This window comes from Paenibacillus hunanensis (assembly GCF_034055775.1).
GTDB lineage: Bacteria > Bacillota > Bacilli > Paenibacillales > Paenibacillaceae > Saccharibacillus > Saccharibacillus hunanensis.
This window is the reverse complement of sequence record NZ_CP139194.1, coordinates 1,284,609-1,309,587: the sequence shown is the minus strand read 5'-3', so window position 1 is coordinate 1,309,587 and position 24,979 is coordinate 1,284,609. Positions and strand designations below refer to the sequence as shown.

23 protein-coding genes are annotated in these 24,979 nt (G+C 45.8%); 14 read left to right on the top strand and 9 right to left on the bottom strand.

From position 1 onward, the window contains the following. Positions 1-92: 92 nt before the first annotated feature. The 3 genes from trxA to SK066_RS05195 form a co-directional block, all read right to left on the bottom strand. On the bottom strand, positions 93-410 hold the full coding sequence (trxA, locus tag SK066_RS05205; protein WP_188776970.1) for a thioredoxin: 318 nt from the start codon (positions 408-410) through the stop codon (positions 93-95). 559 nt (positions 411-969) lie between these two features. After that, complete coding sequence (dnaI, locus tag SK066_RS05200) at positions 970-1,941, bottom strand: primosomal protein DnaI (RefSeq protein ID WP_188776969.1); 972 nt, start codon at positions 1,939-1,941, stop codon at positions 970-972. Positions 1,942-2,064: 123 nt separating this feature from the next. Further along, positions 2,065-3,642 carry a replication initiation and membrane attachment family protein gene (locus SK066_RS05195; protein WP_320543899.1) on the bottom strand — a complete coding sequence of 526 codons (1,578 nt, stop codon included), beginning with the start codon at positions 3,640-3,642 and terminating at the stop codon, positions 2,065-2,067. A gap of 458 nt (positions 3,643-4,100) precedes the next feature. Between SK066_RS05195 and hemQ the strand changes: the two genes are divergently transcribed. The 3 genes from hemQ to SK066_RS05180 all read left to right on the top strand — a co-directional run bounded on the left by hemQ (position 4,101) and on the right by SK066_RS05180 (position 9,733). Next, positions 4,101-4,850: a hydrogen peroxide-dependent heme synthase gene (gene hemQ / locus SK066_RS05190; protein ID WP_188776967.1), complete on the top strand. Its 750-nt coding sequence runs from the start codon at positions 4,101-4,103 to the stop codon at positions 4,848-4,850. A gap of 439 nt (positions 4,851-5,289) precedes the next feature. Beyond that, positions 5,290-7,374 (top strand): methyl-accepting chemotaxis protein, encoded by a 2,085-nt coding sequence (locus SK066_RS05185; RefSeq protein WP_320543898.1) that lies wholly within the window; start codon positions 5,290-5,292, stop codon positions 7,372-7,374. Between the two features lie 274 nt (positions 7,375-7,648). Beyond that, a complete protein-coding gene (locus SK066_RS05180) occupies positions 7,649-9,733 on the top strand; it encodes a methyl-accepting chemotaxis protein (RefSeq protein WP_320543897.1) in 2,085 nt (694 codons plus the stop codon). A gap of 273 nt (positions 9,734-10,006) precedes the next feature. Here SK066_RS05180 and SK066_RS05175 read toward each other — a convergent pair whose 3' ends face one another. Both SK066_RS05175 and SK066_RS05170 read right to left on the bottom strand, forming a co-directional pair. Next, positions 10,007-10,264 (bottom strand): hypothetical protein, encoded by a 258-nt coding sequence (locus tag SK066_RS05175; RefSeq protein ID WP_250344096.1) that lies wholly within the window; start codon positions 10,262-10,264, stop codon positions 10,007-10,009. Between the two features lies 1 nt (position 10,265). Continuing rightward, on the bottom strand, positions 10,266-11,459 hold the full coding sequence (locus tag SK066_RS05170; RefSeq protein WP_188776962.1) for an NAD(P)/FAD-dependent oxidoreductase: 1,194 nt from the start codon (positions 11,457-11,459) through the stop codon (positions 10,266-10,268). A gap of 1,631 nt (positions 11,460-13,090) precedes the next feature. Between SK066_RS05170 and SK066_RS05165 the strand changes: the two genes are divergently transcribed. The 8 genes from SK066_RS05165 to SK066_RS05130 all read left to right on the top strand — a co-directional run bounded on the left by SK066_RS05165 (position 13,091) and on the right by SK066_RS05130 (position 19,301). Continuing rightward, positions 13,091-14,089, top strand: a complete 999-nt coding sequence (locus tag SK066_RS05165; RefSeq protein ID WP_320543896.1) for an NAD(P)/FAD-dependent oxidoreductase — start codon at positions 13,091-13,093, stop codon at positions 14,087-14,089. A 451-nt stretch (positions 14,090-14,540) separates the two neighbouring features. Next, positions 14,541-14,732, top strand: coding sequence for a hypothetical protein (locus SK066_RS05160; protein ID WP_188776960.1), 192 nt, complete (start codon positions 14,541-14,543; stop codon positions 14,730-14,732). 25 nt (positions 14,733-14,757) lie between these two features. Continuing rightward, positions 14,758-15,405 (top strand): TraX family protein, encoded by a 648-nt coding sequence (locus SK066_RS05155; RefSeq protein ID WP_320543895.1) that lies wholly within the window; start codon positions 14,758-14,760, stop codon positions 15,403-15,405. 168 nt (positions 15,406-15,573) lie between these two features. Beyond that, positions 15,574-15,801 carry a hypothetical protein gene (locus SK066_RS05150; protein ID WP_188776958.1) on the top strand — a complete coding sequence of 76 codons (228 nt, stop codon included), beginning with the start codon at positions 15,574-15,576 and terminating at the stop codon, positions 15,799-15,801. 293 nt (positions 15,802-16,094) lie between these two features. After that, positions 16,095-16,682, top strand: coding sequence for a hypothetical protein (locus SK066_RS05145; protein ID WP_320543894.1), 588 nt, complete (start codon positions 16,095-16,097; stop codon positions 16,680-16,682). A 271-nt stretch (positions 16,683-16,953) separates the two neighbouring features. Further along, positions 16,954-17,793, top strand: coding sequence for a hypothetical protein (locus SK066_RS05140; protein ID WP_320543893.1), 840 nt, complete (start codon positions 16,954-16,956; stop codon positions 17,791-17,793). A gap of 406 nt (positions 17,794-18,199) precedes the next feature. Further along, complete coding sequence (locus SK066_RS05135; RefSeq protein ID WP_320543892.1) at positions 18,200-18,916, top strand: metallophosphoesterase family protein; 717 nt, start codon at positions 18,200-18,202, stop codon at positions 18,914-18,916. 175 nt (positions 18,917-19,091) lie between these two features. Continuing rightward, the gene (locus SK066_RS05130) at positions 19,092-19,301 is read left to right on the top strand and encodes a hypothetical protein (protein WP_188776954.1); all 210 of its coding nucleotides are present in this window, start codon (positions 19,092-19,094) and stop codon (positions 19,299-19,301) included. 259 nt (positions 19,302-19,560) lie between these two features. On the opposite strand, the gene SK066_RS05125 is transcribed toward SK066_RS05130, so the two are convergent. After that, entirely contained in the window at positions 19,561-19,923 is a 363-nt protein-coding gene (locus tag SK066_RS05125) for a HesB/IscA family protein (RefSeq protein ID WP_188776953.1), read from the bottom strand. A gap of 477 nt (positions 19,924-20,400) precedes the next feature. Between SK066_RS05125 and mqnE the strand changes: the two genes are divergently transcribed. Continuing rightward, positions 20,401-21,507: an aminofutalosine synthase MqnE gene (gene mqnE / locus SK066_RS05120; protein ID WP_188776952.1), complete on the top strand. Its 1,107-nt coding sequence runs from the start codon at positions 20,401-20,403 to the stop codon at positions 21,505-21,507. Between the two features lie 130 nt (positions 21,508-21,637). Here the strand turns inward: mqnE and SK066_RS05115 are convergent, their stop codons facing one another. Next, positions 21,638-21,766: a hypothetical protein gene (locus SK066_RS05115; protein ID WP_309807178.1), complete on the bottom strand. Its 129-nt coding sequence runs from the start codon at positions 21,764-21,766 to the stop codon at positions 21,638-21,640. Between the two features lie 72 nt (positions 21,767-21,838). On the opposite strand from SK066_RS05115, the gene SK066_RS05110 reads away from it, so the two are divergent. Next, a complete protein-coding gene (locus SK066_RS05110; RefSeq protein WP_320543891.1) occupies positions 21,839-22,927 on the top strand; it encodes an NAD(P)/FAD-dependent oxidoreductase in 1,089 nt (362 codons plus the stop codon). A gap of 436 nt (positions 22,928-23,363) precedes the next feature. Here SK066_RS05110 and SK066_RS05105 read toward each other — a convergent pair whose 3' ends face one another. Then, entirely contained in the window at positions 23,364-23,621 is a 258-nt protein-coding gene (locus tag SK066_RS05105; RefSeq protein ID WP_188776950.1) for a YuzB family protein, read from the bottom strand. A 168-nt stretch (positions 23,622-23,789) separates the two neighbouring features. Here SK066_RS05105 and SK066_RS05100 point away from each other — a divergent pair, with 168 nt between their 5' ends. Further along, complete coding sequence (locus tag SK066_RS05100; RefSeq protein WP_188776949.1) at positions 23,790-24,035, top strand: NifU family protein; 246 nt, start codon at positions 23,790-23,792, stop codon at positions 24,033-24,035. Positions 24,036-24,135: 100 nt separating this feature from the next. Here SK066_RS05100 and SK066_RS05095 read toward each other — a convergent pair whose 3' ends face one another. Continuing rightward, a complete protein-coding gene (locus tag SK066_RS05095; RefSeq protein WP_188776948.1) occupies positions 24,136-24,903 on the bottom strand; it encodes an SDR family oxidoreductase in 768 nt (255 codons plus the stop codon). Positions 24,904-24,979: the final 76 nt, after the last annotated feature.

Below are 24,979 nucleotides of genomic sequence, written 5' to 3'. Positions count from 1 at the left end.
TCATAACAAAAACCTCCGGCAAGCTGCCGGAGGTTTCGATGATCTGTCACATTCCTTTTTGCAAGGTGTGCTCTAGATCGTATGTCATACAATTATTGATGTTTTGCCAGGATGGATTTCAGGGAATCTTTAGAGTTCAGACCCACTACTTTATCCACTGGTTGACCGTCTTTGAAGAAGATCATTGTAGGGATACTCATTACGCCGAAACGGGAAGCCGATTCAGGGTTTTCGTCTACATTGACTTTAGCGATTTTCACGCTGTCGCCAACTTCAGTTGCCAGCTCGTCCAGGATTGGAGCAAGCATTTTACAAGGGCCACACCAAGGTGCCCAGAAGTCTACCAGTACTGTGCCTTGCTCTTCTACTTCATTTGCGAACGTTTGATCAGATACATTAACGATTGCCATGGAAATAGCCTCCTCAGATACATTTATTTGAATTATTCATTATTTAAACAACGAATGAGGTTCATACAACCTTATTATAACACAGAAGAGCGAATTCCGAAACAGCAAATACGAATTTTTAATATCTAACTTTAATTTAGTAAGTATTTTCCGTTTTGGAATCAACCTCATCTGTTTCTATTATAATCATTTCTTTTGAAAATGGAATATTCTTCATCAGAAACTCATTAATTGGTGTTGGTGCGTCAGAGCTTACTATTACTCTTGGTAAGAGGCAGACACCACTTCGGAAAGGAATAAGGGAACGTCCTTAGGTGGAGCCCAGGAATCTACTGGATTAGGAGAGAATGTAGATTCCCGGGCTCCAAAGCAGTAAGATATTTTGCTTCGCAAAAATCACTCTTTATTGAACATCGTGTTAGGAAGTCGCTAACACTGTAAGGCGTCCTTTTCCCTTATTTCCTTTTCTACGTTCTGTGCAATTGCAACATGTATTGCATGTAATTGCAACATTTATTGAATTAGAACCTTAATCACGTTCTCAAGTCAGATTATATATTTACTTGGATGCCATGTCGTCCATGCCACCGCGTTTATTTTCTCCGCTTACACTGACCACATCGACAAATGGAGCAATCCGATTGAGCAGGCGCTCGCCTTTATAGCGTTCCTCGCCATCCTTGTTTGTGAAGCTTAGATGCTGGAGCAGAGCATCCATCGAATAATTGGACGTGTAAAAGGTAGGCTTACGCTCCATTCGATAATTTAGAATCGCGCCGAGTACATGATCGCGTACCCATGGATTAAGATTCTCTGCACCGATGTCATCAAAGACGAGTAAGTCGGTATTTTTCATCATTTCAATCGTCTGTTTGAGACGGTTGTTGTCTTGAAGCATGGATTTTAGATCCTCAACAAACTCTGGCATGTACACAATAACGCCAGTATAGCCTACCTTGGCAAGCTCGTGCAGCATGTATGACATGAGGAACGTTTTTCCGGTGCCAAAATGTCCAACCAGATACAGCCCCTTGGCAGTGAGTCCATTTTGCTTCACCTGATTGATATAATGGAAAATCTGCTTAACTGCCGGTACGCGCTCCATATCCTTTGAAACGATCTCGACTGCATTATAGCCTTCATTCAGCGCACGATCATCCACATAAAAGCTCTGTATACGCTCGCGTACCTGTAGCTCATGCTGCCTTACAAGCTGCTTTTGACAGGGCGTTTTGCGTTCGTGCAGTCGTGTTCCTTCCTCGGATGGCTGTACGACCAGATTCGTATAATGTCCTTGAAAATCATTCGGACAGCGATCCAGACCCGGACAATTATCGCAATGGCGGCGATCGCCAATATATTGATAAAGCTTACTCAGATTGGTCATTAGCTCCCGATCGGTTAGCTCGGGATGCTTGCTACGCAGTTCCAGCACCAGCGGATCACTTAGAAGCTGTGCGGCAAGCTTATTCGATTGTTCCCGAAAGCGGGAATTTTTCATCTGCCGCAGCAGATCACCAATGGATTCCATGGTGGTTGACCCCTTCCCACGATTAACATACCGTATCGTAATCGACTGTATACGATATGGTTTGATCTTCTATCTTCTATACATAATAGGTATAGCTTGTATATCCTCTACGTTAATACACAACTATAAGCCTTGCTTGCCCGATTGAAGCTGCTCTGCCAGACGCATAACCTCTGCCAGCTCATCCTCCGAAATGCCTGATGCTTTGCCTTTTGTATTTTCGACGATCGGAATTTCTGGTTTTGGACGAGCATTACGATTGTACGTACGAGCTCCGCGCTTACCACCTGCACCTGCTGCCGCACGTCCCTGTGCCGGATCACTTAGCTGTTGATCCAGCTTCTGCTGCTCACGTACATAACGTACAGCCTTTTCATACGTCGTCACCTGCTGATTGAGCATATTCGTCACGATCCAGTCGACGAATTTGCTGCTCAGGCGCTCACCTGGCTGGGACATCTTCACCGCCAGCAAGTAGTGAATCAGTACATTCATTACTTCCTCAGGCAGCTTATAATTAATATCGATATGCTCGAAAATATCATGAATACTATTGGGCACACTGCCCGGGTAGAACATCTCCAGCACCCGTGTATACGGCTGATTACGCAGCATCATATTGTACTGACTTGTATCGCATTTGCCAGTAAACTGACGTGGTACATCCAGGAAAAATTCCATCTCAACCGCATGCTCCACTGGTGTATCTGATGAATCCTCTGCCTGTGTCTCCGGTGCCTCTGCTGCTCGGTGCTCTGCTTCCTGCTGCTTGCGTAAGGACACGACCTTGGCCTCATAAATTTGCCGTTCCTCGGTACGCTTCTTGCCCTGACGGAACTGCAAATTCGCACGACGCTGAATCTCTTCCTCCGCTAGCTCACCATTCGCAGTGAACACACCATCCTCATCCAGCATACGGCAAATATCCTGAATGTCCAGCTTATACTTGTACGCAATATAGCTCAGTATATTCATCTGTTCTGGCTGAAAGCGCAGCTTCTCGACAAATGGACGATTGCGTGAGCCACGCGGGAAATAGCGAATAATATCCGCGTAGTTAATCAGATCTTCTTCGCTCACCTTAGGCTGACGAGCACGCGGCTGTGCACTCACCTCTGTCAGTGCCTGCTCTAGCTCATAGTCAATCACATGCGTATTCAGCTCGAAAATATCATAAAACGGCTGCGAAATATTTTCCCGCTGTACGGATGGATGCTCCCATTCCTCTGGCTGTGGGGCAAAAAATTGCTCACGCAGTGACAGCACAGCGAACTTCCCTACTTTATCACGTAGCAGCAGCGTCAAATGCTGTGTTCGGAAAAACTCACCCGGCGACAGCGGTGGCTGTAGCTCATATTCATATATATAATCATCCTGCTCCGGGAAATACACACGACTCGTCTGGAGTAGTCCAACCGCTTCAAGCAGTGATGCCTGCTCCATCAGCTGCTTGCGTCCACGCTCCCCTGGCTCAAGACCGAGTGTAAGGAACAAGCCACGTTGCTGCTCGACAGCAGAATAACCTACACGGCGTGCATCCACTTGCTCACACAGCAACCGATATAGACTGATCGCAAACGCTCCGGTCAGCGGCTGGTATACCAGACTCAGCATCCGTTCATCCAGATGACCGAGACCAAACTCGCGGTACACGCAGTAGCGATGATTTTCTGTAAAATGAAGCAAATTTTTGATGCGCATAATCCGCCCCCTTTTTTGTTTGCGCCCAATATGCGGAATTCTATTCTACCACAAATTCAGCTCGTTCAAGCGAGAAAAGAAGTCCAAATTCCCGTCACAATCTGCACCTCACTTGCTGAGCATCGGTCGTTTGCCGCCTTACGCCAGATCGCCCGTTTTTTTATTTTACAGATGCTGATTGAACGCATCGATGATCCGGTTTTGTCTGCCGATCTCTTCATATATTGCGATCTATTCTATGAAGCAACCATGAACAGAGTGTGAAGTCAATTGCTCTGCCCATGTGCTTGCGGTACAATAAAACAGTCAGAATGAGCACGATCGGTCTGATGCTCATCAGTTATTTTGGCTAGTATGATCGCGTAATGATGATCACTGACACAGACCTTTTCGATTAAATACACGCAGGACTCCGGCTTGCCGGATATCTATATTACGTACAGGAGTGATCCCTAATTATGAACGAAGCTGTAGCTACACTGGAGGGCTGGTATGCCCTGCATGACTTCCGTACAATTGACTGGACGGCCTGGAAAGCAGCCGATGATGAAGAACGAGCAGGTGCGCTAGAAGACCTGAACGCACTACTGGATGAATGGAACAGCGTGAGTGAAGCTGGGACAGGCAGTACGGCTACCTATACCATTGTCGGACAAAAAGCCGACTTTGTGATGATGCATTTCCGCGAGACGCTGGAAGACCTGAACGCGATCGAAGTGGAATTTAACAAAACAACCTTTGCCCGTTTCACGCAAAAAGCGTATTCTTATGTGAGCGTTGTCGAGCTAAGCAGCTATATGGCTGGCAATAGCGACGAAGATCCGATGCAAAATCCGCATGTCGTTGCACGTCTGAAGCCTGCTTTGCCAGGCTCCCGTTATGTGTGCTTCTACCCGATGAACAAAACACGTAATCTGTCGGACAACTGGTACATGTTGCCGATGGAGGAGCGCCGCGAAATGATTCGCAGCCACGGTCTGATCGGACGCAGCTATGCAGGCAAAGTAAAACAGATTATTACCGGCTCGGTCGGTCTGGATGATTGGGAATGGGGCGTTACCCTGTTCTCCGATGATGCTTTGCAATTTAAAAAGCTCGTCTACGAAATGCGCTTCGATGAAGCGAGCGCACGCTTTGGCGAATTTGGCGCCTTCTACGTGGGTAGCCTGCTGAATAGCGAGAAGATCGACGAGATGCTGAAGCTGTAACGAGATTAGTACGAATAAAACTATCTGATATCAAATAAAAGTAAGTAATGGCAAGCATAATATCATCAGCGATGTCTTAACAAAAGCATCGATTCATTGGTGCTCAAATGAAAAGGATTTGTCCGTATAGGGCAAGTCCTTTTTTGTTATGAATGGAAGCTCTACACTCTAAAAAACAATCTTTTTATAACCGATGATATCCCTACCCTATAGCTAAATTCAGATAATAACTCATTGACCTTCGTTTTTGTTTAGGAGTCTTCATTGTGCTTTTTTTTATATAAATTGTAAAGAAATCATAAACTGTACATTTTGTTCATAATATTGTCGAAAATACTAATATTTTAGCGATTACTGACGATAATAAAATCAAGCTGAAATCGACCTCTCATACACAGACCTGATCAGCAACTTAGCCGATGATAGAAAGTAGGGAATCATGATGTCATTAAAAATCAAATTGATTTTACTTGTAGTCTGTGCAGTGATTCTAATTGCCGTACCTGTAGGCGGAATCGCTCTATACGCGATTAAAGGTGAAGCTACGCAATCGGTCAACAATGAGCTTAAAAATACCGTCCAAACCGCCGTCAGCCAAACACAGGGCTGGATCAATACGAACCAGAAAGTCATCGAAACGATGGGAGCTTATATTCAGGATAATATTCCCCTGGATCAAGTGACGACCAAGCAGCTTTCGGTCTACAAAAGCGACTACAATGGCGGCAACATTTCCGATCTGTATATGGGTCTGGAAAAAGGAAAGCGTCTCATCGATGGCAGTGGCTGGGTGCCTTATGCGGGCTATGATCTGTTCCAGCGTCCGTGGTACATTAGCGGCAAAGCAGCGAATAAGCTAACCATTAATGATCCTTATCTTGATCCAAGCACGAATCAATACTCCGTTCCAATCACCATGCCAATGAAGGATGAGAATGGTAACTTTGCTGGTATTCTCGGAGAAGATATTCATCTGTCCACCATCACCAAATATATTAATCAAATCAAAACACCGGGCGGCTTTAGCTTTTTGCTTGATAATAAAGGAACGATTCTCGCCCATGCGAATACGAAGCTGGTCAACAAGCCTATTGGCGAGCAAAAGGATTACAGCAGCATTGCATCCAATATGCTTGCCAATGATTCCGGTCAATTGACATACACGTACAACGGTGATCCACAAATACTCTATTTCCAAAAGCTTCCTAACAGTGGCTGGACAATTGCCACCTCCATTTCTGAAAAATATGCTTTCGCTGATTATGTATCCCTGCGTAACAATATCGCATTGATTATTATTGCCCTTACCGTAATCTGTATCGTCATTGCTACCATTATCGCTTCCCGTATCGTCAAACCACTCATCCAGCTCAAGCAAAATGCACAACTGCTCGCTGAAGGCGATTTGACCGTACAAGCTAACGTACGCGGCAAAGACGAGATTGCTCAATTGGGTACAGCCTTTAATAAAATGTCTGCTTCCTTACGCAACCTGATTCTCACCGTCTCCGATTCGGCGGTAAACGTGAACGATGCTTCTCGTGAAATGTACAAGCATGCTGCCAATTCCGGCGATATCGCTCGTCAGATTTCTACCGTGATCGAAGAAATTGCCCGTGGTGCTAACGAGCAAGCTGAGTCGATTCAAGGCGGTGCAGAGCTAGTATCGGATATGACATCTTCCCTGGAGCAGGTTTCCCGTCGTGCAGGCGAAGCGTCCGGCATGATTGATCAGGTGAACGAAGCAATGACTCGTGGTACCGATGCGATCTCCCGTCAGAATGGACTGGCAGAATCCAGTCAGCAGGCGACTCACCGAGTCGAATCCTCCAACACCCTGCTCATTCAGAAGCTGGATGAGATCGCTGTAATTACCAAAGCCATTCGTGATATTAGCAGTCAAACGAACCTGCTGTCTCTGAACGCTTCGATCGAAGCGGCGCGTGCAGGTGAGCATGGACGTGGATTCGCCGTGGTAGCAAGCGAAGTACAAAAGCTCGCCGATCAATCCGCTCGCTCTGCCGAAGATATCAATCGTCTGCTGATCGAGCTACAGGAAGCTGGTAAACAAAGCTCCGAGGTATTATCCTCCTTCCGCGAAACGAACCAGCATCAGCAAGCTTCTATGCAGGATACCCGTCACTCTTTTGAAGAGATTCGTGAGTCGGTCGACGGCATTATCTCCCGTATCTCGCTCGTACTATCCGGTATTGATGATGTACAAACCGGAGCTGCGCGTGTATCGGATGTGATCACTGGACTGGCTGCTGTCGCCGAAGAAAGTGCAGCGGCAACCGAGCAGGCAGCATCCTCGACGATGGAGCAATCCGGGTCGATTGTAAGCATTTCCGATTCATCCAAAAATCTGACGGTTAGCGCTGATGCACTCCTGCAAGAAATTGGTCAATTTAAAGTAGACGGCCCTGCTACACAGACAACGGACACAGCTACACCTGATGCTTCCACTACTGCCCCTTCCGATCCATCTCATCCTAAATCAAAATCAACTCGTCGTTCCGCATAATCCCGCTTCCTCCATGAACCAATACGACTGATCCCATTCAGCCGTATTGGTTCTATGTTGATTAAGCAACGTTCATTTTTGATCACACCTCGTCCAATTATCTGTCCGATATTATAAATAAAAAACGAGTTAAAATTGGTAAATACTTATTTACATTCCATCAAAACAGTTAACAATTTAGCACATTTAGACGATATAAAATTAAAGCTGATACTACATACCCGCACAACCAGACATGATCAGTAATTTAGCCAATGATAGAAAGCAGGGGATCATGATGTCGTTAAAAATTAAACTTATTTTGCTGGTAGTATGTGCGGTCATATTGATTGCAGTACCCGTTGGGGGAATCGCGCTGTATGCGATCAAGGGGGAAGCTACGCAGTCGGTGAATAATGAGTTAAAGAATACGGTAGAAAAAGCCGTCAATCAGACTCAAGGTTGGATCAATACGAATAAAAAAGTAATCGAAACGATGGGAAGCTTCATTCAAGACAATATTCCAATCGATGAAGTGACTGCTAAACAATTGTCCGTATACAAAAATGAATATAATGGTGGTAACATTTCTGACCTCTATCTTGGATTGAAAAACAATAAAATGGTCGATGGTAGCGGCTGGATTCCTGATGCCGGTTATGATCTGCGTGTTCGTCCATGGTACACAAGTGGTAAAGAGGCGAACAAATTAAGTGTGAACGAGCCTTACTTTGACCTCACGAGTAAAAAGTATTCAGTTCCTATCACGATGCCAATGAAAGACGCAAATGGTGATTTTGCTGGTATTCTGGCAGAAGATATCTACTTATCTACCATTACAGACTATATTGATAAAATCAAAACACCAGGTGGTTTCACGCTATTACTTGATAAAAAAGGAACCATACTTGCTCACCCCGATACAGCTATCGTAAACAAACTACTAGGCGAGCAATCGGCTTATAGCAGTGTTGCACCTACCATGTTAGCCAATGATTCCGGTATCGTTAGCTATACGTACAAAGGCGATCCACAATTAATGTACTATCAAAAGCTTCCCGATACTGGTTGGACAATCGCCACTTCCATTTCGGAAAAGTCTGCTTTCGCTGACTATGTGACACTTCGCAACAATATCGCTCTAATTATTATTGCGCTCACCATTATTTGTATCGTTGTTGCAGCAATTATTGCTTCTCGTATTGTAAAACCGTTAGTTCAACTGAAAGAAAATGCACAGCGCCTGGCTGAAGGTGATCTGACTGTTCATGCGAAAGTTCGCGGCAAAGATGAAATTGCGCAACTTGCAACCGCATTTAACAAAATGTCTGCCTCCCTGCGCAATCTGATCGTTACTGTCTCTAATTCGGCAGTGAATGTGAATGATGCCTCCCGTAATATGTATAAAAACGCGTCTAACTCTGGCGATATTGCACATCAGATCTCAACCGTCATCGAGGAGATTGCCCGCGGTGCCAACGAGCAAGCCGAGTCGATTCAAGGCGGTGCAGAGCTTGTGTCGGACATGACCTCTTCACTGGAGCAAGTGTCCAGTCGTGCTGGTGAAGCTTCCGGTATGATTGAACAGGTAAATGATGCGATGACTCGTGGTACAGATGCGATCTCCCGTCAAAGTGGACTGGCAGAATCCAGTCAACAAGCAACACATCGCGTCGAAGCATCCAATACACTGCTGATTCAAAAGCTGGATGAGATTGCAACGATTACGAAAGCGATCCGCGATATTAGTAGCCAGACGAATCTACTGTCTCTAAATGCTTCGATTGAAGCAGCTCGTGCAGGGGAACATGGACGTGGTTTCGCGGTTGTCGCCAGTGAAGTACAGAAGCTGGCAGAGCAGTCTTCTCGTTCCGCAGAAGATATTAATCGCTTGCTGGTAGAGCTACAAGAAGCAGGCAAACAAAGTGCTGAAGTGCTTACCTCATTCCGTGAAACAAATCAGCATCAACAAGCTTCCATGCAGGATACGCGCCATTCCTTTGAAGAAATTCGCGAATCGGTGGATGGCATTATTTCTCGCATCTCACTTGTTCTGTCTGGCATTGGCAATGTACAGCATAGTGCAGCACGTGTGTCTGACGTGATTACAGGACTTGCTGCCGTATCGGAAGAAAGTGCTGCTGCAACGCAGCAAGCTGCATCTTCAACGATGGAGCAGACGGAAGCGATTAGTAGCATTTCCGATTCGTCCAAAAACCTGACCGTAAGTGCAGATGTATTGCTACAAGAGATCAGTCAGTTTAAAGTAGACGGTGCGGAAACACCTGCTACAGATGAAGTCGCTACAGTAACACCGATTACACCTGAAGCTGCATCAGCAGCACCGCTTAAAAATAAAAAGAAACGCCGCTCTGCATAATATTCGGATGATCGGCTCTTGCCCTATCCGCTTAGAAGAGTAGCTTTCCTTGTCTTCTAAAATGGTAAAACGATCTGTTATATATCATCACTATCTCTTCCTATCTATTCCTATCGAATATAGGTTCTACACAAAAAGGCGCTCCGAATATACATTCGGAGCGCCTTTCTATTAAGAACGATACAGCTTCAATCAAATGGAAGCTGTATCTATTCCTTTCAATTCTGTTCGTACATAACTCCCTGTAGAGCTTGCATTTTCTGACCGACTACCTTACTCGGCAGAAGGTAAAGAATCGTCCTGCTCGCGGGAAGCGAGGAATTCCTGCTCTTCCCGATCGCGTGTGCGGCTTTTATCCTTGAGCCGCTCAATAGCAGGCAGGATTAGAATGTCTACTTCCTTCTGAACGGTATAGGCGAGATCATAACGACCCGCATCCTCCAGAAATCCGCCAACCTCCATCAAGCCATTATAACGATCTAGCTCATCACGTGTGAGCAGACCGCGCACCTGAACGCTGCAATGTCTCATCTTACAGGAATTTACCTTTTTTCAGTGCCAGCGATACGCCGCCGATGATGAACAGCCAGCGAATATCGATTACTTTTTTCAGTTGAGCAGCTACAAAGCCTTTCAGCTTACGATCGCCAACGATACCTACTGCTTCACCTTTACCAAGGGATGCAACTGTACCTTTGTTGTGGAAGACGAATTTCTTCGGCTGTTGACCACGGATCGAAGCCAGAATGTTTTGTGCTACAACTGGACCCTGCTGCATAGCGATCTGTGCAGTTGGAGGGTATGGACGACCTTCTGGGTTGAACATCAGAGCGCTATCGCCAATGATGTAGATATCTTCGTGACCTGGTGCACGCAGGAACTCGTCGATTTTAACGCGACCGCGCATGTTTTCGAAGCCAGCTTCTTCCACCAGACGGTTACCACGGATACCACCTGTCCATACCACTGTATTCGCAGGGATTTTTTCCAGGTCTTCGCCAACGATAACGCCGTCAGCCTGACATTCTTTAATAGCGATACCGATTTTGAACGTAACGCCTTTATTTTTCAGTACGTTCATTGCATACTCAACCAGCTCAGGATCGAAGCCTGGCAGTGCAGTTGGAGCTGCTTCAACGTTGTAGATTTTTACGAGGGAACGATCGATACCGTGCTTGCGGCACAGCTCAGGAATACGATCCGCCAGCTCAGCTACGAACTCGATACCTGTGAAGCCCGCGCCACCTACAACAAAGCTCAGACGCTCAGGCTTCTGATCTTGTTTGTACGCTGCAAATTGACCTTCGATATGCTCGCGAATTTTGCGAACCGAGTTAATGCTGCGAATCATCATTGCATTTTCCATCATACCCGGGATGCCGAATGTTTCTGGCTCGCCGCCGAGGGAGATTACAAGATAATCGTAGGACAGTGTGCCGTCCTCCAGGATTACTTTCTTCTCTTCTGGTACGATTTTTTGGATGTTGGATTTTACGAGGTCGATTTTGAATTCATCAACCAGTTTGGAGATGGATACTTGTGCATTATCCAGTGCATCTGTACCTGCTGCTGGCATATGCAGGTGAGTTGTGAAGTAATGATAGTCGTGACGGTTAACCAGTGTTACGTCAGCCTCATTATAGTTCAGTTCTTTTTGAAGACGTTGTGCTGTCATAATGCCGCCGTAGCCGGCGCCCAGAATGACGATTTTTGGAATGCTACTCATGTCGGTTTTCCCCTTCCAGTTTTGTTCAATTAAGCATTTAGAAATGCTGAATCTACTATTGATGACGCATAAAATGACACACGCTCACCGGCAACGGCACGTCGCCGTCAAGCGCAAGGCAAAGTATATCTAATCCTTATTAACCATACTTCCGATACCGGCTTGCAAAAACTCCGGAAATCAGCGAAGTACAGGCTGTATTCCGGTTCATCAGGCGCCTCTTCTTATTGTGAAAATATACACAACAAGGGACAAAGATATGCGCGCCAACAAAGATTCTATGTTATATCTCACATAACATTGTAACCTTTATTGCTGATTTTTTCAAAAAAATTTTGTTTTTTTTCAAGAAAATGTTCGTTTTCTGTCACAAACCAATATCGACACATCTGAAATGATAGCGATAATTATCTAAAAGATCAAGGGGTAAAACAACTTTAATTGGTGTTGTGAGCGGAAAATAGCGATGTTTTTTGTGGGAAGCGCTTACGGGGTGGAAATGTGATCTGGTGTTCGAATGCTTCATGACTTTGGTGGGAGTGTATAGTGTGCGTTGCGGATCATGCGTGGATCGTAATGGTGGGGATGGGGCTTGGATGTGTGTAGGTTGGGGATGACATTTTTGGAGGGTGGTGAGGTACACCACTTCGGGAAGGAATAAGGGGACGGACTCGGGTGGAGCCGCGGGAATCTTTTGGAATTTGAAATACTTGAAGATTCCCGCACCTCCAAAGTCGTCCTTTCCCCTTATTTCCCTCCCTGCGTTCTGTGCTTATTGCTAATAATGTGCACGGAGTAGTGACAAGCTTTGCCAAAGCATCGATTACGCGTCTGGCTATTTCAATCCACACTCTCTCATGGAGAGTGACATCCGTGTCTTTGGAGCGTCAACGGAACTATACGATTTCAATCCACACTCTAGCATGGAGAGTGACCCGTGATACGCTCGGCACCTTGTCGGGCAGCCTATTTCAATCCACACTCTCGCATGGAGAGTGACGTTCCTCACGACTACGGCATTAATCTCTTGCAAGAATTTCAATCCACACTCTCGCACGGAGAGATGACTGTACCTACTTTCAGCCCTGATGTAGTAAGGGGAAAATGCCACAAAATCGCGAACCTCTTTTTTAGACTACTGAAAATAGTGAGAAAAGACAATAAAATTCCTATAAGCCCTTATGTAGCAAGGGGTGCGAACCTGCTGGGGATTTGATGGGGGCTTGGGGTTCGCACTTTTATATGAGTTTAGAAGATACTCTTTATTGGATTGGAATGTTTTAGTTGGAGAATGTGGGTATGGAAGATAGATATTTAGATGAACGTATAATCTACATCATAATCGTTAAGGTAGCTCCTGTTTTGAATTATGGATAAATATGTCATCACATAATGTTCGTTTTTAATGATTTTTCTATATTTATGATGTAGTTATGGTGAATTGTTTCGTTTTTTCTCCAAATTTTCTTACTTTGAAAATATAATTAGCTACACGTATAATGAATACTGACTGGTGCCACACTCGTAACGCAATGCAATGGATCTAGTTATATTCAAAAAAAGACAATACAGCATGTTCGCGATTACGCTGCTTGCATATTGCAACCATCACACTTTGGAGGTGTACCACGGTGACATCTACAACCACCGGAGAACGTACGGATATTATTATTATTGGCGGAGGACCTGCGGGCATGTTTGCTGCTTTTTATGGCGGTATGCGTCAGGCGTCCGTGAAATTGATTGAGAGCATGCCGCAGCTTGGCGGACAGCTTGCTGCGCTGTATCCTGAAAAATACATTTATGATGTAGCCGGCTTCCCGAAAGTTACTGCTCAGGAGCTGGTGAACAATCTGCATCAGCAGATGAACCATTTTGATACCGATATTCTGCTGGAAGAGAAGGTACTCAATGTAGAGAAAAAAGGCGATCGTCATTTTGTCGTGACGACGGACAAAGGCGTACATGAAGGCAAAGCGGTGATCATTACGGCTGGTGTAGGCGCATTTGAGCCGCGTCGTCTGGAGCTGGAAAATGCTGCTCAATATGAGAAGCAGAACCTGCACTACTTTGTGAACGACCTGAGCCGTTTTGCTGATCGTAAGGTATTGATCAGTGGCGGTGGCGATTCTGCGGTCGACTGGGCATTGATGCTGGAGCCGATTGCCAAAGAAGTAACCCTGATTCACCGCCGCGATAAATTCCGCGCGCATGAGCACAGTGTAGAAAATCTGATGGCTTCCAATGTAAAAATCATTACGCCAACAGAGATCACCGAGCTGCATGGTGGTGAGCAGATTGAACGCGTGACACTGAGCGATGTGAAAACGAAGGAAACGCAGGAGATCGAAGTAGACGATGTGATCGTAAACTTTGGCTTCCTCTCCTCCCTCGGCCCAATCGCAGAATGGGGCATTAACATCGAGAAGAACTCCATCATCGTCGACTCTCGCATGGAGACGAATGTGGAAGGAATCTTCGCAGCTGGCGACATCACAACCTACCCGGGCAAGCTGAAGCTGATTGCGGTTGGCTTTGGTGAAGCACCAACAGCGATCAACAATGCGAAAGTATATGTGGATCCAGACGCCAAGCTGTCCCCAGGACATAGCAGTAACTTGAAAATGTAATCTCACTTCCCTGTTGGGAAAGGAGCGGCAAGCCATCATTCTGAATGGATGAATGCAGCCGCCCTTCTGATCGACCCGATGCATCTGAGCTGTATGATCCCATGTGACCAGCAGCTCGGGTGCTTTTTTTATGCGGTACATTTTATACGTTATCTTTTATGCGATATCAGGCCTGTCCCTTCTTTCTGCTTGAGGTGATTGGTGTACGATGGTAGAGGGTTATGTATAACGCGATATATGCGCCGCCGAAGTTGCCAAATTGTTCAACTTTTATGCGTTAAAGAAGGATATTTTTATCGTATAGTAAAAAGAAGTGAGCTAAATGATCTCATTTAGCTATTACAAACATCACTTTTCATATGGACTTCATCCGAACCATTTTAGTGCTGGCGGCATAATCTGTTGCTAATCCTAATAAATGGATCGTTTATTTCAAAAGGAGGTTACCCCCTTGAGTATTGGCTTTTATTTTGCAATCCGCCTGATTATTTCGCTCATTCTGATGGTGATCGGTGCGATGATGGTCGTACTGGGCAGAAAATTTTTCAAAGAAGCGAGAAAAGGCGCTGCAATTGGCTTTATTATTTTCGGCTTGCTCGTCATCTCGCTGGCCATTCGCGGGATTCTGCTTAACTTTAGCTGAATGAGTCTACTGGAGGTGCAGCCCATTGCAATGGCTTGCTATGATCACGATGCTGATCGATCATCTCGGATATGCCTTTTTTAGTGATGAACGCTATTTGCGTGTCATTGGACGCATCGCTTTTCCGATCTACTGCTACTTGCTAGTCGTCGGCTATCAGCGTACTCGCAATGTGCAGAAGTATACGGTGCGGCTACTATTGATTGCAGTGCTGTCGCAATTTCCGTTTATGTATGCGTTCAACATTTCGAATCTTAATGTGGTATTCACGTTGTTGTTTGGGCTGCTGCTCATGATTGCGATGGATCGTATACCACGCCAATGGATGATCCTTTCTATTCTGCTTGCCGTTGCGGTTGCGCTGGGTGCCGAGGTGCTACATACGGATTATGGTGCATACGGCATTGCGCTAATTCTCATTTTCCGTTATGCACCGGGCTATTGGGCGGTACTGCTTCATCTGGTGCTGAATATCTTGTTCCAGCTAGGCGGACTGAATAGCTCGCTTCAGGGCTTTAGCATTGTCGCTACACTGCTGATCGCGATTCAGCAATCGGCTCCAGAAACGATGCGCTTGCCACGGGCACCATCCTGGCTATGGAGAGCCTTTTACCCGGCACATTTAGCGATTATTGCCTTGATTGTACAGGGAATACGGTACGGTTATCTATAATTAGGTTGCGATGATAACGGCTTCAATTGGAATGAAGATGAACATTTGTCTACTTTTTCGTTTTTTTGTTTAAAAAGCTATCGCCAGATAGATACGCATGGAGTATAATCTTTACCGGAACAATTCCGCCGGGCGAAGGCGGTTTTAAATATAGGAAGGGGCTCCTCCATGAAATCGAACAAAAAACACACGCTCACTGAAGACATTCATTTTTTTACTGCCGGGTTGTCGGGTAATCTTATTACAGTCTGGCAGGAAGATCCTGCTGGCGTCTATTGTGAAATCGGGCGTGGCTACGTAGAAGCCTACACAAACAAGTATGTACGTGTGCGTAATCTGCAATCCGGAACGAAAAGCCTGTACAGTCGCGATGTAACGATGTTTCAAACAGATTGATTTTTTCCATTCACATGGCTGTTAGCTATCAGGTCAGCAGCATAAGCAGTAAACTATTTTGCTTCGCAAAAATCACTTTTTATTGCACATCGTGTTAGGAGAGCACTAACACTGAATCGGATAAAAGCTAGCCCTCAGTGAGCTGCAAACATTGCAGTCCGTCTGAGGGCTTTTTGCTGTCTTCTAAAGGTAACTTGCTTTATTCACAGAGAGTTCATGTAGCGCTACTATACTGTAACTCGTAGGGCCCCTACCATTAGCTAAACACTACCCATTTCAGGAGGAATTTGATAATGAAAACTTTCAAAATCGTAACAGGTATCGCTCTTTCCGCCGCTTTGCTGACAGGCTCGCTTACCGCCTCATTCGCTACCGCACAGGCGGCTACAGCGAAAACAACAACGACGAAGACTGCAACAGCCACTGGCAAAACCGCTGCAAACAATACGAATGTGATCATCGGCAAAATCAAATCGGTCGGTAGTGGCAAGCTGGTGATCTACAAATCTAGCACCCAGCCAGATATCCCGGCTGGCGCAGAAGGCTCAACCGTTCCCAAAGCAGGCGAAGCACCGCCGACCGGACAGGCACCTACTCCTCCTGCGGATGGTACAGCTAAGACCAATGCAGGTGGACAGCCTCCAACGATGAGCTTCAGCTCATCTGCAACGACATTGACCACAACAAGCGCGACGACGGTTGTAAGTGTTACCCATGCTGCTGGTTCAACGAAAGCGACTGAAACGAAGAAATCCCTAGCTTCGCTGAAGGCGGGCGATATTGTATTTGTTACACTCGCTTCCGGCAGTACTTCTCAGATTAGCCGAATTGAGCTTATGGCAGCACAGCCCACAGCCAAAGCAGCGACTGCCAGCAAATAATATAAAATTGAACATGATAAAGAGCTACCGAACGCTTCACATCGGTAGCTCTTTATTTCATTTTATTCAAAATTTTTTTTATTTTTTAATTTCTTTGAATACCGCACAACGACGCGGATTACAGCAGATAAAAAGGGATTAACGCGCGTCAAAATTTAAGTTTTTTAATAATTTGTTCATATAGAGTTCATATTAGATGTCTAAACTCGCAATCGAACAGACAAACAGGAACTGTTCAGCAAAGGTACGTATTAAAGGAGGAATGTTTTTTATGAAAAACACTTGGAAAGTGCTCTCTAGCACTGCATTCTCAGCTGTATTGTTGGCGGGTACGATCACAGCATCAACGCATGTATTCGCAGACGCAGCAAGTGACGAGACGACAAACGGACGCACCACACAGCAAGGTACAACGACATTGAGCCCGAATGGACAATCGAATCAGGGAACTGCTAACGGTACAGTAGCCCAGCCTCCAGCTCCTCCAGCAGGTGGACCAGGAGCAGGCGAACGCCCTGCACCGCCAGCACCTCCTACCCCACCGCAAGATGGCTATGATCATGCACATGGCAAAATCACAGCGATCAGCGGTAACACGATTACAATCGAGAAGCCACCAGCACCAGGTGAAGGCCCAGGCCCGGACGGTGTGAAAGGTAAAAAAACAAGCAAACGTGGTACAGTCGAGGGTGACACTTATTCCAACAGCCAGGCTAGCACCTCTGTTGCTCAAAATACGTATGGTCAAACGGTGAGTTTTACAATCAGTAGCTCAACAAAAATCGTAAAGGTTAGCCATAGCCCGGAAACAGGCAGAACTGAAAAGACGCTCTCCCTGTCCGATTTACAGGTAGGCGATGATATCGGTATCAATCTGGAGCAAAATACGCAAAATGTAGTGGAGATCGAAGTGCATACGCCACCTACACCTCCAGCTGATGGACAAACACCACCGGCACCTCCAGCACCAGGTGAAGCTCCACCAGCGCCACCAACAGGCACAGATGCGCCACCAGCACCTCCGACTCCACCAGCTGATTCTTCCAATTCCTCGTCTTCTAGCACAGGAACATCGGGAGCATCCAGCTCTTCGGAATCGTCTGGCTCTTAATTAGCGATTGAATAACATAGAAGTGTAATCTCTGTACAGCTATAGCACAAATGAGTTCTGCTATCAGTTGATTTCAGATCGTATAGGCACTTCCAGCATTTCAATAAACAGCAGAACCAGCCGCTCGCATATCACGCGAGCGGCTGGTTTTTTTACGCTGTTTTATGAGGCTTTATTATAAGACATTATAAAGTACGCTGCTCTGGATCAGCTCCATTTATCATCTGGCGCGCCATCTCTATCCAGCGGTGTGTCATTACTTCACGATCAGGTGTATAAATAAATCATACCCAGTTCGGATGAACAAAGCATGAACACTTTCTGCGAAAAATGAAGCAAAAGTTGTGATATGATAGACAGAACACACTATGTACTCTAACTGTTCACGTTGAAGGAGGAATCTTCCATGAAAAGACGCACTCTGGCTATTAGCGATATTCACGGCGAGGTCGATTTGCTGAATCGGCTGCTGGATGAAACGGGCTATACGCCTGAGCACGATCAGCTTGTGCTGCTGGGGGATTATGTAGATCGTGGACAGGATGCAAGAGAAACGCTGGAGCGAGTCATTGGGCTTGTTCATGAAGGTGCGGTGGCATTGCTTGGCAATCATGAGGATCTGATGCTAACGGCGCTTACAAGCGGTCGTGAGTCGGACTGGAACCGCTGGCTCAAGGTCAATGGCGGTCTTGCTACGCTGCAAAGCTATGGTTTTACGTCCGAGCAGCTTATTACGCTGTCCGGGGAGGATTTTGAATTGCCTGATCTGCACTGCGAGACGCTGGATCGGCATCTGGACTTTATTCGCAGCCTGAAGCTGTATTATGAGACAGAGGACTATCTCTTTGTCCATGCAGGTGTAGAGCCGGGCAAGCCTGTCTCCGAATGCTCCAGAAGACAATTGATCTGGATTCGTGAAGCGTTTCATAACGACTATGATGGCGAGAAGCTCGTTGTGTTCGGTCATACACCAACCTTTTACCTGCACAAGGATAATACGCGCTTTGACATCTATTATGGCATTAATCGTATCATCGGTATTGATGGTGGTGCTGTATATGGTGGTCAGTTGAATGCGCTCGATGTAACGAATGGAATTGCCTATTCGGTACGTCCAGCCTGAATGATTTCTGTATGGAAGCTATGAAGCTATACTGCTTTTTGAATACATTCAAGCTCCATCACCATAGGGCAATACTAGTCTGCTGTAATGTAGATTTGTAATTGAAGCTCCTTTTGCTTTAAAATAGTAAGTAATGAGTCACCGTTTAATACGATATACCGTCAAGGAGGCACACATGAACGGAAGTACAGAACGAAAATTAACGACCAATGTCCATTTCTTCGCAGCCGCGCTGTTTCAAACACGTGTGTATGCCTGGCAGCCTGGCTTTAGTGTAGAGCATGGCGTTATCGAGCGTATTGGTCACGACTACATAGCCCTTCGCAATGAAACAGGAGATCTGACCTTCTACCAGCGAGAGCAAACGATATTTGTAAATAAATAAGCAGACTGTAAATAGACCATTCAGTTTAATTTGGTTTAGTATGATTTATTTTAATTCAGCCCAGTTCAATTCAACACCATATAAAAAACAAAGCGCAGACCTCGGCAATTCGCCACCATGTTCTGCGCTTTGTTTTTACTCATGATTGTAATTATAATTTATAAGATTTAATAATTTACACAAGAAAAACCTCTACAATTTAAAATATAGAGGTTTTTCTTGTGTATTTTCAAAATATTAATAAAATCAAAACTTACACTCAATCCTCACAAGGCTGTGCCAGTGCTTCATCTTCCTCACGTGTACGGAAGGACGCGCCACAACCGCAGGTTACGAGTGCATTCGGGTTGAAGATGGTGAAGCCGCCAGACAGACCGGATTCCTCATAATCGATCTCAACGCCATTCAGATATTTCATATCATCCTTGGCCATTACAACCTTCATATCTTGAATTGTCATATATACATCCTGATCGGTTTCCTCACTGTCAAAGCCCATTGCATATGAAAATCCGCTGCATCCGCCAGCATTCACACCGACGCGGACAAACAGACCGGGAATATCCTGCGCAGCCATAATATCCTTCATTCGTTCAGCTGCTGACTCGCTAATTGTAATCATTTCGATTCCCTCCTTTTCCCTTCTCATTATACTCCTATCATGAAAGCTGCTCAAGGCTCTAAACGAACCGAAAATGCCCCATTTTTTAAGCAATTGTGTTGCCCGTGTCTCAGTAGAGGTTTATAATGGGTAAGTGAACAATGACATGAAATGTCGAATTTCTGTCATAAACAATTACTATTTTAGCCTTATTTATCGTTGTAACTTTTTTCACATTTTATTGCTGATATGGATGACTTCTTATGTATATTGTTGTATATTGGATAATGGACGTTATTTCAAATTTATGTAACTGTGTCGAAAACTGTAACGAATCACAGATCAATCGATGCCCTATATAGCCGTTCTATTATTCAATTTGCTCAAATTGGTGTAAGACAGGACAAGAGTGTCTTCTACGATTGAAATACCACATACAGAAGAATACCACATACAGAAGTAAGATAGAGGCGTCAAGGAGAACAGGAGGAATCTAGCATGTCCACCATTATTACACCGCATACAGACACACGTATGGCAGAAATTATTCATAAGGTGCGTTCCGGTGAACGTTTGTCACTTGAAGACGGCGTTTATTTATATGAAAGTGAAGATATTTTGACCATTGGCCAGCTTGCCAATGAAGCGAATCTTCGCAAAAATGGCAAAAAAGTTTATTTTATCGAAAATATGAGCCTGTACTTTACGAATGTATGTGAAGCACATTGCGCATTCTGTAACTTCCGTAAGGATGAGGGCGAAGAAGGTTCTTACACGCTAAGCGGCCCGGAAATGGTCGAATACGTGAAGCAGCATATTCATCCAGGTGTACGCGAGTTCCATATCGTCGGCGGACATAACAACCATGTACCGTTCCAATACTATGTAGATTCACTCAAAGCATTGAATGAAGCCTTCCCAGAAGTAACGCTCAAGGCCTACACAGCCGCAGAGATCGACTTCTTCACTCGTATTAGCGGAATGAATGTTAGAGAGGTACTGATGAAGCTGCGTGAAGCAGGTTTGCAATCTCTAACAGGCGGCGGTGCAGAAATTCTGTCTGACGAATACCGCAAAAAAATGCGTGTAAATAAAGCCAATGTTGACCGCTATCTGGAGGTTCACCGCACTGCACATGAGCTGGGTATGCGCACGCATACGACTATGCTGTACGGCTCGATTGAAACGTATGAGGACCGTGTAAACCATATGATCCAGATTCGCGAGCTACAGGATGAAACGAATGGCTTCCAGGTATTCATTCCACTGTCCATGCAGCCGAAAAGTAAAAATGCTAGCATTATGCGTCGTAACTCGGCTTACGAAGACCTCAAGACGATTGCGATTAGTCGCCTGATGCTTGACAATATTGATCATATCAAAGCTTACTTCATTAACATCGGTACCCAGCTGACTCAGATGGCTCTGACTTTTGGCGCTTCAGACGTGCATGGCACGATTCTGAAGGAGAAGATTAGTCACGCTGCGGGAGCACTCACACCGGAAGGCTTGACCCGTAAAGAGCTTGTATGGCTCGTGAAGGGCGCTGGCCGCATTCCGGTTGAACGGGATACCTTCTATAACGAAATCAAAGTATACGAATAAGCAGACCGGCGACAGTTCTTGCGACTGCCGCCGTTCCCCTGCGCCCGTGCTGCTTTGCTTTTGCCCTATACCGGGCTTTACTTCATAGATGAGACCATGTGAATCTGCGCTCTCCTTGAGTAAAGCCCGTTTATCCGCCTGCCTTTTGATGCGGTACATACTGTTGCCGTTGTAAGCTCCAGGCCGATCCGGCTTCACCCGGTCCTCTGCCAGTTTCCTCTGTACCGGATGATGCCTGTACACATATAATCGTTTCCACCTATGTTATTGCTACTCAGGAATGGTTCTGGCATTCCTTGTTACCTACACTGCATATAAGGGAGAAGATATTATGAAAAACTTTGTCATTCTGGGCGGAGGTTACGGCGGGATTACGCTGCTACACGAGCTGCTTGATCAAAAAATTCCAGCCGATACTCAAATCACCCTCATTGATCGTATGCCATTTCAAGGACTAAAAACGGAGTATTATGCACTCGCAGCAGGTACATCTTCCGATGTAGAGCTGCGCGTCAAATATCCAGCGCATTCCAAGCTGACTATTCGTCATGGTGAAGTGACGAACGTGAAGCTGGATGAGAAAATGATCGAATTCGCAGACGAAAGTACACTGGAATATGATCAGCTCGTTATCGCTCTGGGCTGCACCGATAACTTCCACGGTGTACCAGGTGCAGAGGAGCATACGTGCACCATTCAGACATTCGAAGCGACACGCGAGACCTACCGCCGCGTGAATAACCTGCCACCAGGCTCCACGATCAACGTTGTAGGCGGCGGACTGAGCGGTATTGAGATTGCTGCCGAGATTCGTGAAAGCCGTGAGGATCTGAATGTACGCATTCTAGACCGTGGTGAGCGTCTACTCTCCTCCTCACCTGCTCGTCTCTCCAAGTATGTAGAGGCATGGTTCCGCGAACACAATGTAGAGCTGCGTAATAAGATTAACATTAGCCGTGTAGAGCCAGATTGTGTATATAACGGGCCTGAGGAGCGCATCTCCGCTGATATTACAATCTGGACCGCAGGGATTCGTCCAGTACCGCTGATCGATGAGCTGAACGTGAATCAGGATAACTCCGGTCGCGTCATTTTGGATGAGCTGTATCGCATCCCGGGTCGTCCAGAGGTATTCGTGTGTGGTGACTGCGCATCCCTTCCTTTCGCAGCAAGTGCACAGGCGGCTCAAGCACAGGCAGAGCAGATCGCCAATGTCGTCGTAGCTGGCTGGAAAAATGAAACACCAAAAGTACAGCCGCTCAAGCTGAAAGGTACACTCGGCTCGCTCGGTAAGCACGATGGCTTCGGCTCTGGATTCAGCTTTGGCTTTGGCGCGAAAGGCAAAAGCTCCGTTACCGGACGTGTACCGCGCTTGCTGAAAAGTGGCGTGCTCTGGATGTCCAAGCACCATTTTGGCTAATGGCTGAATGAGATATTGGGGATATACTAAACTAAGTGCTTGCGCTATAGACTGCCGTCGCATGCGCATACTGTACATTGCAATATAGATGTAATAAGGTATACGATCGCATGGAGCAGATCATCGCTTCTGCTTCGACTTCACAGGAAGTAGACTTTACCGTATACAATATAGTCCGTCATAGGAGCGCTGATACGAGCGATCCTACAGCCGATCTATAATGATAAAAAAGCCTTCTGTTCTGCTACAAGCTATGCTTGCGTACAGCAACAGAAGGCTTTTTATGTTGAGTTTGCGCATATCAGAAGGCATTGGGCTTTGTATACTACAAGCTGCATCTATTCCGAGTAACAGCTCTGGTAAGTGATATGCCATACTGGCTATCGTTTATCCTGCACATCCGCTTACCTGCGAATGGGGATCATGATCATGGTACTCAATCGAGATCCAGATTCGCCCATGCGTCAGCTTCGTCGATCTTTTCCTGAATGAGCTTGCGCAGCTCGTCCACATCGTCAGCAGCGATAATTTCGCCGTTTACCATCGCATAAGGCATCGCATAACACTGTCCGCAATTGCCCAGACAGCCATATTCAATCACATCATAATCGGGATTGCTCTCCAGCTCCTTCAGGATGCGACCGGTGCCATGATGCATATTGCTCTGGCAAAATTCGATGATCGGTCTCATCATAGATAACACTCCAATCTGTATATGTTCCGGTGTTCCAGTAGGTGTCAATCATGCGCCTGTATGTCCATTTTCAAAATTAATTTGAAATGAGTATAAAAATCAGTGGCGCAATTGCTGAAATTGGTTTACTTTTATATTATAATATACTTACGAAAGGAGTTGAACAATATGAGTGAGAGTGTACAAACACAAATGTACGATGAAGTACTTGAAGTGCTGGATAAACTGCGTCCATTCCTGCAACGCGATGGCGGTGACGTGGAACTGGTAGACGTTGAAGATGGTATCGTTAAGCTGAAGCTGATGGGTGCATGCGGTAGCTGCCCAAGCTCTACCATCACACTGAAAGCCGGTATTGAACGCGCCCTTTTCGAAGAAGTTGAAGGTGTGGAAGAGGTTGTACAGGTATTCTAATCTGTCCCTTATCATGCGTTAATTCATAGGCAAGTAGCCAAAATAAAGAGGATGTCCGCTTCCCTTCTGGGAGGAGCGGCATCCTCTTTTTGGTTAGAATTTATTTTACATACGGGCGGATCGGGTCTAATCCGCCGGAGATATCCATAATATTACCGGTAATAAAGTCTGAATCCTCCTCGCAAAGATACGCGATTACGCGTGCAATATCTTCGCCGCTACCCGGACGTCCGCGCGGTGTCTCTCCGTCGCTCATGCCCAGCACTTCCTCAATCCGCTTCTCCTTATTATCCCCACGGATATCGCCCGGACAGATCATATTGACCGTAATGCCACTGGAAGCTTCCTCGACCGCAAGCGTTTTCGTAAACGAAACGAGACCGACCTTTGCCGCTGCATATACGGCACGATGCGGCCATGCTCGTGATTCCGCAGCATGTCCAAAGCCGAAATGAATGATTCGACCCCACTTTCGCTCACGCATCCCTGCTAGTACACGATGATCAAGTAACATCGTACCGATCAGATTGCCCTGAAGCATCTCCATAATCTCTTCACGCTCATAGTCGATAAATAAACGGCGCTCCCGTATAAAGGGGCCTGCATTGTTTACAAGAATATCTACCGTCCCAAGACGCTGCTCTACCTCATCAATCAGGCGATCGATCTCGGATGCTTGTGATACATTGGCCTGTACAGCGATACACTGCACACCCATCGCCTCGATTTGCTGTTGCAGCTCTGCGGCTTCGTGCTTGCTATTCACATAGTTTAAAGCAATATGATGACCTTGACTGGCAAGTGTGAGTGCTGTCATTTTGCCCAGGCCTTTGGCACTTCCGGTAATGAGGGCTATTTTTCGTTCCAAAGATGTGCCTCCTTATCATAAATATGGCTCCACGCTATTCAAGTGTACTGATGTGGATGCCTTGATGTCAAAATAA